The organism is Rhodopirellula sp. JB055, from assembly GCF_043100905.1.
In the GTDB taxonomy this organism is placed as follows: domain Bacteria; phylum Planctomycetota; class Planctomycetia; order Pirellulales; family Pirellulaceae; genus Rhodopirellula.
Genome location: NZ_JBICHO010000031.1, coordinates 1 through 6,979 on the forward strand (window position 1 = coordinate 1; position 6,979 = coordinate 6,979).

The window sequence follows — 6,979 nt, forward strand, 5'->3', positions numbered from 1 at the left end:
CTGGCAATGATCGCGGTGGGAACCGTGGTCAGCTTGCACGCCGTCGCGATGCCACGTGAATGAGCGTCATTGGACAAACCGACAGGGTGCGGATTCTGTTCCTCGGATGTTTGGCTCAAAATACAATCGACTCATGCAATACCACCAGCTCTTGCGCCGCGAATTGTCCTCACGCTTGATGCTCATTGCCCTGTTTTCGTTTGGTGCGGGTGACGGTCTGTTGTCAGCGGCCGATCCGGCCGGCAGTGGCCCACGCAGTTTTGGCCGCCAGGGAATCCCTTCCATGGCCAGCGGAAAAGCAAACGGATCGCTCCCAATCCCCGCCGCGGGATTGATTCTCCGCGAAGGGACTCGAGTTGGACCGATTACGGGCCGTTTCGTGCTCAGCGGTCACCGCTGGCGATTTCTTCCCGAGCGTCCTCCATCCCCAGGCCACAACATCTCGGAAACGTTGGTGCAGCGCGGCTTGGCTCGCCAGCCCTCCCAGGATGAGGACACGCTTCTGGGTCAGAAACAACCCATTGGTCGAGGAATTGGCACGTTTGATTCTTCCAACTTGGAAGACCCTGACCTGCCGATTGCACCAGCGACCATCACGGTTCCGATGACACTGGTCACAGAAAACCTGATGCTTGACCGCATTTCACGCGCAATCGAAGAAGATTCCAACGACGACCGCTGGACCATCACCGGGTACGTCACCGAATTCCGCGACGAAAACCGGTTGGTGATCGAGACATCCGTTCGAGCTCCGATGGTGCCAAATTCTCGGTCGGTTCTCGATGGACGCTGAATTCATCTGGCGACACGCACCTGATTGCGTCAAAATCAGGCAAATTCACCAGCACCAGCGGTGAACGTTCAGTTTTGGCAAGAAGCCGCCCAACAGGTCACCCCACGTCATGCATCCGGGATGGAAACCGTGAAATCGCGTCTGCATTGGATGCGTCAGCGTGCTCTCGACGCAATTGCTTATGCGATGGTGCGTTCCATCGTTGCGCTGATTCAAATCATGCCGCTCGACATGGGTGATCGATTCTGCCGTGTGATCGCGGCCATTCTCAGCGGCCCGCTGCCAATTCGAAAAAAAGTCATTCAGTCGACGCTGTCCCAGATCTTCCCAGATTTGCCCGCTGCGACGGAAAAGGACCTCACTTTCGCAATGTGGCATCACTTGATGCTGATGGTTTGCGAAGTGGCCTGGGCACAGCGACGGCTGCATCGCTGCAATTGGTACCAACACGTTCGGTTCCACGGCAACCGAACCATCCTGCGGACGATGCTCAGTGATCGGCCCTCGGTTTATGTGACGGGTCACTTCGGTAACTTTGAAGTCGGCGGTTACACGATGGGTTTGATGGGCGTTCGGACGTTGGCCATCGCTCGCCGATTGGACAACCCCTATCTGCACGATTGGGTAGAGGACTTTCGCAGTGCCAAAGGCCAAGACGTCGTCGATAAAATCGGCTGTGCTCCGATCGTGGAACGACATCTCAACGAAGGCGGCATGCTCTCGTTGCTGGCCGATCAACACGCGGGAAACAAAGGGTTGTGGACCGATTTCTGTGGTGTCCCAGCGTCCTGCCACAAAGCTTTGGCGTTGTTCTCTTTGACGGCCAATGCGCCGATGATGAGCGTCTACACACGACGCATCGACGGAAAACCCATGCAGTTTGAATCGGGTTTGCTGGGCGTCGTAGATCCAGCCGCCGGGACGGAAGATGGCCAGTCCGTTGGGCAGATGACCGAATGGTACAACAGCCAACTGGAATCGATGATTGACATCGCGCCGGAACAGTACTGGTGGCTGCATCGCCGCTGGAGAACACCGCCAGAGAAGGTCGCTCGTCGATTGCAAAAGAAACGCGAAAAAGCGATGCAGAACTCTTCCAGTTCAACGACCGGGAAGACATCGACTTCACAAGCTGCTTGATCGGTCTTCCAGGCCATGACGACCGTAGGCGTTCACTTCACCGACGGCAGGAACTCGGTCGTGAAGCAATCCTCGGATTTCACCGAATCTGCCTCGACCAATTCCAACTCTGCCATTTGGCTGACCAACATCTCCCAGCGTTCGGCACTCATCGTCCCAACTTCATCGGGATTGCCCGACGGCATCGCCAAAGGGATCATCTGCTCGGCGCCAAACTGCAACGCCTCCTTCGTCATGCCATGCTGGTTCGCTTTCAGAATCGCGGCATTGGCTTTCTCGGGATTTTTCAGAAACGCCTTCCACCCCGCAACGGTGCCCGCCACCATCTCGCGAACGATTTCAGGTGATTCGCGAATCATGCCTCCCGTCGTCACCAAAACACTTGAGTATGGGTTCCATCCCAATTCGCTGACCATCAAAGTGCGAACCTCCAACCCTTGTTGCTCGGCGATCAAAGGTTCAGCCACGCTGTAGGCTTGCACCGCGATTTTCGGATCTGTCACCATCGCCGCGATGCTGTTGTGGTAGGGGACTTGGCGGACATCTTCGAGATAGCCGCCCTGCTCGAGAAACGCGAGGAAGGCTCGCCCAGCTTGACGCTGCAGAGTCAGCCCAGACAGATCGTCTAGTCTTTCGACGCCGCTATCGGCACGCACCAAGATGCACCGCGGGTGGTCTTGAACCGCAGCCATCACGGCCACCACATCGGCGCCTTGCGATCGAGCCAAAACCACATCATCCGCATTGGTGATTGCGAATTGGCTGCGTGCCGTTGCAAGTTCTGATGCCACTTGAGTTGCTCGTCCGCCCGGCTGGATGCTGACTCTCAGCCCCAAAGACTCGTAGGTGCCATCAACAACAGATTGGTAGACGCCGCCATGTTCCACCTCGGGATACCAGTTCAATTGAACCGAAACGTTGGTTGCGGATTCGTCGGTCGCGTCGCTTGATTTGTTTTCGGTTCGTTGCGAGCACCCCGGAACAACAAACAGCAACAGGCAACCGACAGACAACCAAGCTCGCGTCAACTCAGACGCACGGGCGTGGGAGAAATGGATTGGCGATTGCATCGGTGAACTCAATTCACAAGAAGGTATCGTTTCAAGAACAGTCGGCTCAGTAGATTCACTCCGCCAAAAAGAATCAAACCCAGCACGGTAGAAACCGCCAAGGCGGCCATCAACGCGTCCGTCATTGTACGAGCTTGCCAGCCCGTCATCACGGCACCCAGCCCTTCGTAGTCCGCGCCGTTGCTAACGAAGAATTCAGCAACGATTGCACCAATCACCGCCAAACCACTGCTCACGCGGGCACCGAGCACCAAGAAAGGAATTGCAGTGGGCAACTGAACGCGAAACAGTTTTTGCCAACGTGTGGCACCATACATTCGCAGCAAATCGTCGTGCTCAGGACGAACCGACATCAGACCCGTGGTCACGTTGTTGACAATCGGGAACAAACAAATGATCACCGTCGCAATGATCGCCGTCCGAAACTCGTACCCGGACCAAATCACTAGCAGCGGCGCGATCGCGACGATCGGCACCGTTTGCAAGAACACCACGTAAGGGAACAACGCCCGACGCAGCAAAGCAGATTGACTGAACAACACCGACACACCGCCACCCACCATCACAGCGACCAGCAAACTGATCGTCGCCGTCCACAATGTCGTCCCCCCGGATTTCAACAACACCACACGATGTTGCCATCCGGCCTGAGCGACTTGCCAAGGTGTGGGCAGGAGAATCTTTGGCAGATCGAACAGCACCACAATGAGATGCCAAGTCACGATCCCGATCGCGGCAACCGCGATCACCGCGAAAACGATCCATGCCACCTCTCGACCACTTTCGCGTGTTGGCAGAGAACGTCTCGACGACTCGCTACTCATCGCAATGATCCTTCCATGGCGATCGATGCCGCGGTCTCAAGGGTGTCGCTGACTTGGCCGAAGAATTCAGCGAACGCGTTGGTGCGTCGGAGGTCTTTCTGCGGTTCTGATGTCGCCAGAGGGTTGTCCAGTTCGCTGACGATACGTCCTTGATGCATCACGCAAATCCGTTCGCTGAGCTGAATCGCTTCGGCAATGTTGTGGGTCACCATGACACTCGTGAATCGATGATGCCGCCACAATTGCAGCAACAAGCGACCGAGCTGGTTTCGCAGCAAGTCATCCAAAGCCGCAAAGGGTTCGTCCAGCAACAAGAACTCTGGGGCGGTCACCAATGCGCGAGCGATCGAGGCTCGCATCTTCATTCCGCCAGACAATTGGTGCGGATAACGCTCCACCGCATCCGCCAATTGCACTTCTTGGATCGCCGCGACAGCGCGTTCCCGCATGGCTTTCGCAGACAACCGGTCCCGCCGTCGGCCCAGCGTGAGCGGCAACGTCACGTTTTGAAGCACGTCCGCCCAAGGCAACAAGGCAGGTTGTTGGAACACAAACGAAGTGGCAACGGATCGTCGATCATCGCCTTGCCGGATTGCCTGGTTGCTTCGCTGGGTTCCCCGATTGCTTCGCTGAGTTCCCCCACCGCTTCGCTGAGTTCCCCCACCGCTTCGCTGGCACTCACCACTGGTCAGCGTCTGCAATCCGGCGATGACTCGCAGCAGGGTGGTCTTGCCACATCCACTTGGACCGACGAGAGCCAGCCTTTCTCCTTGGCGAACCACCAGATTGATACGATCGAGGGCGCACACCCCGCCGGGATAGGTTACCGTGGCATCGCGGCAAACGACTGCGGTGCCAGCATCGAGTTTGTCGGTTGGGGCGTTCATGTCCAACAGAGTTTAATCATTCGGCAATGGACTCTAACAGGACGTCTGCGATCATAGGTGTGATGGCATCACCCGAGTGGGTTTGACCGACGATTCATTCCACTCGGACGACCGATCCGAGAAGACGAGACTGGCGAAGACACTGGAAATTCGATGAAGACATTGGAAGTGCATTGTTTGGGGACGGCAGGGTATCACCCCAACGAATCTCGCCACACGTCGTGCTATTTTCTTCCGCATTGCGGTGTGGTGCTGGATGCCGGCACCGGGATCTTTCGATTGCCTCAGTTGATCCAAACCGATCACCTCGACATCCTGCTCAGTCACGCTCACTTGGATCATGTCATGGGCCTGACATTCTTGCTGGACATTCTGTACCAGCGGCCCGTGAAAGAAGTTCGCGTGTGGGGGCAAGCAGAGAAATTGGCTGCCGTTCAAGAACACCTCTTCCACGAAGCGATCTTTCCTGTCGCGATTCCGGTGAGTTGGCATTCAATTGACCAGCAACCGGAGTGGGACCTAAATGGCACAAAGATGTCGTGGCGACACCAAGACCACCCTGGCGGATCGGTGGGATACCGGCTCGAAATCGCGCGTCCCGGTTCCACGGTTTCGGATCCTCTCGCCCAGGTGGTGTACGCCACCGACACGCTCGGCGCCGAAGACGACCAGACGCTGGAGTGGATGTCGGGAGCCGATCTGCTGATGCACGAGTGCAATTTCGACGATCAAAACCAGATGTGGGCGGAGAAAACCGGTCACTGCTACCTTCAAAAGGTCTTGCAAATCGCGGCTCACACACAGCCGCAACGTTTGCTGCTCACTCACATCAACCCGATTGCCGAGCTGAACGTGAAAGACCAGACCGCATCGCTCCCATTCCCGATTGAAATTGCCACCGATGGTTTGCAAGTCGCCTTTTAAGATTCACGCTCGCCGAGCCCCGTGATCAGGATGTGGCTGTTTCTCGGCGAGCTTCTTCGACGCGGTACATTTCCCGCCAGGGCAATTGGATGCCGCCGTCGATCGTCAACGTGCTGCCGGTAATGTATTCGCTTTTTGGGTCACACAAGAAAACGGCACCACGACCGATTTCGCGAATTTGGCCCAAACGTCCCCAAGGCAACTTGGCACCTTCGGAACGAAGAGTTTCTTCTTGGAAGAACTTTCGCTCCCCTGGCGTATCGATCCAACCAGGGTGAATGATGTTCACGCGAATTCGGTGCGAGGCGAGTTCCACAGCGGCGGTGCGAGCCATTTGGTCGTTTGCCGCCTTGGCCATGTTGTAGGCCATTGCGCCAGGCATGGGCATGTGGGCGTGTGGGCTACTGATCACGACGATGTTGCCCCCGTTGCCGGCGTCGACCAATTTTTGAGCCCCCGCACGCACCAAGTGGAAAGCTCCCCACATGCTGACGTCGATCGTGCGCCGGAACTCGTCCATGTCCGATTCCAACATCAGGTGCCGGTCACTGTAGGCAGCGTTGCTGACGACGATGTCCAGCCCGCCCATACGATCGCTCGCCGAGTCGACCATGGTTTGAACTTGGGCCGGATCCGAAATGTCAGCCCCCAACGCAAACGCGGACACACCAAATGACTCGCATTCCTTGACGACGTTTTCGGCTTCCTCTGGATTCGAATGATAATTGATCGTAACCGATGCACCGGCCTGAGCCATCTCCAAAGCGATTCCACGCCCAATCCCACGCGAAGCTCCCGAGATCAACGCTCGCTTGCCGTTCAGGGATCGCACGGGGACAGGGGAAGAAATCGAATCGGATGACTCAGCGGACATTCATGAAACTCCAGGGGAAGGGCAGTCGGCGGCAATCATTCTCAACAACAATTTTGTTGGAAAAGCGCGTTGCCAGTATAGCCAGTCATCGACAATCCGTTGAACTTAGGAGTCCTGCCGGCAGCAAAGTTTTTTGATCCGCTTGACGCCGCACGCTCCCAATCGTCAATCTGCACAGATCTTATCGCCCATCGCGATTCGTCGTCCGAAGGGACGGCCACCGATTCTGCACGGACGGTTTTGGTTGTTGAATGTGGCCTCTTCGACCAGCCATTTGTGATCCTTCCTCCGCAACGATGGCCCATGACAAACGATCCTAGCCGCATCCCGCCCTCAACGGAATCTTCAGGTTCGATATCCTCGGGTTCCAAATTGCTTCCGACGGACCCGCTGGTGGTCATCGGTTGGCGTGAGTGGGTCGGATTGCCTGAGTTGAGAGTCCGCCATATCAAGGCAAAAATTGACAC

General features: G+C 56.5%; 7 protein-coding genes. 3 read left to right on the top strand and 4 right to left on the bottom strand.

Features of this window, described 5'->3' with window-relative positions; translation table 11 throughout:
* Positions 1-133 precede the first annotated feature (133 nt).
* Together ACF8AM_RS01050 and ACF8AM_RS01055 are read left to right on the top strand one after the other, a co-directional pair.
* Positions 134-793 (top strand): hypothetical protein, encoded by a 660-nt coding sequence (locus tag ACF8AM_RS01050; protein WP_392553847.1) that lies wholly within the window; start codon positions 134-136, stop codon positions 791-793.
* Positions 794-853: 60 nt separating this feature from the next.
* The gene (locus ACF8AM_RS01055; protein WP_392553848.1) at positions 854-1,933 is read left to right on the top strand and encodes a lysophospholipid acyltransferase family protein; all 1,080 of its coding nucleotides are present in this window, start codon (positions 854-856) and stop codon (positions 1,931-1,933) included.
* Between the two features lie 32 nt (positions 1,934-1,965).
* Here the strand turns inward: ACF8AM_RS01055 and ACF8AM_RS01060 are convergent, their stop codons facing one another.
* Genes ACF8AM_RS01060 through ACF8AM_RS01070 form a run of 3 tightly spaced genes read right to left on the bottom strand, consistent with a single transcriptional unit; the run spans position 1,966 to position 4,714 of the window.
* Positions 1,966-3,003, bottom strand: a complete 1,038-nt coding sequence (locus tag ACF8AM_RS01060; RefSeq protein WP_392553849.1) for an ABC transporter substrate-binding protein — start codon at positions 3,001-3,003, stop codon at positions 1,966-1,968.
* A gap of 8 nt (positions 3,004-3,011) precedes the next feature.
* A complete protein-coding gene (locus tag ACF8AM_RS01065) occupies positions 3,012-3,827 on the bottom strand; it encodes an ABC transporter permease (protein ID WP_392553850.1) in 816 nt (271 codons plus the stop codon).
* Positions 3,824-4,714, bottom strand: a complete 891-nt coding sequence (locus ACF8AM_RS01070; RefSeq protein ID WP_392553851.1) for an ABC transporter ATP-binding protein — start codon at positions 4,712-4,714, stop codon at positions 3,824-3,826. The genes ACF8AM_RS01065 and ACF8AM_RS01070 overlap by 4 nt, the downstream gene beginning before the upstream one ends.
* A gap of 153 nt (positions 4,715-4,867) precedes the next feature.
* On the opposite strand from ACF8AM_RS01070, the gene ACF8AM_RS01075 reads away from it, so the two are divergent.
* Entirely contained in the window at positions 4,868-5,638 is a 771-nt protein-coding gene (locus ACF8AM_RS01075) for an MBL fold metallo-hydrolase (protein ID WP_392553852.1), read from the top strand.
* A 25-nt stretch (positions 5,639-5,663) separates the two neighbouring features.
* Here the strand turns inward: ACF8AM_RS01075 and ACF8AM_RS01080 are convergent, their stop codons facing one another.
* Positions 5,664-6,512 carry an SDR family NAD(P)-dependent oxidoreductase gene (locus tag ACF8AM_RS01080; protein WP_392553853.1) on the bottom strand — a complete coding sequence of 283 codons (849 nt, stop codon included), beginning with the start codon at positions 6,510-6,512 and terminating at the stop codon, positions 5,664-5,666.
* Positions 6,513-6,979: the final 467 nt, after the last annotated feature.